This window comes from Paenibacillus glycanilyticus, assembly GCF_023715145.1.
Lineage (GTDB): Bacteria > Bacillota > Bacilli > Paenibacillales > Paenibacillaceae > Pristimantibacillus > Pristimantibacillus glycanilyticus_A.
Genome location: NZ_JAMBNP010000057.1, coordinates 1 through 437, shown reverse-complemented (window position 1 = coordinate 437; position 437 = coordinate 1). Strand labels below are relative to the sequence as shown.

At 67.0% G+C, this 437-nt stretch carries 1 protein-coding gene; it reads right to left on the bottom strand.

The genetic code is table 11. The features are described 5' to 3' along the window. A partial coding sequence (locus M3194_RS30940; RefSeq protein WP_251657975.1) for a hypothetical protein occupies positions 1 to 437 on the bottom strand: 437 nt, incomplete at both ends.

Below are 437 nucleotides of genomic sequence, written 5' to 3'. Positions count from 1 at the left end.
AGCGGCCGACGATCATCGCGCCGCCCAGGTCATCGTTGCTGGCGGGTGGGCTGAAGCTGTCTTGCACGCCTTCTTCGGCCTCCTTGAAGCCGGCCACGTCCTGCTCCAGTTTGCGGAACACGAAGTAGCTGCCCAGTCCCGACTCGGGGGCCAGGGGATCCTGGAACAGGACTTGGCTCATGGGCGTTTGCGGGTCGTAAACGCTGGTGCCGCCTTTGCCGGCCTCGTTGGCGAGGTCGACCTTGGTCAGCAATGGCTGCGAGCGGCCGTCGACGTAGCCGAAGTGCTCGATACCCTCGTTGGCGGCGTTGCGGTAGGCGCGGCCTTCCTGCACCAGCAACACCTCGAAGGCGTCGGTGAGGGCGGGGTTGCCGAGCGCCTTGCCGACCACGTTGGCCAGGCTCACGGGGTCGTCGTGGGCGAGCAGCAGCAGCACG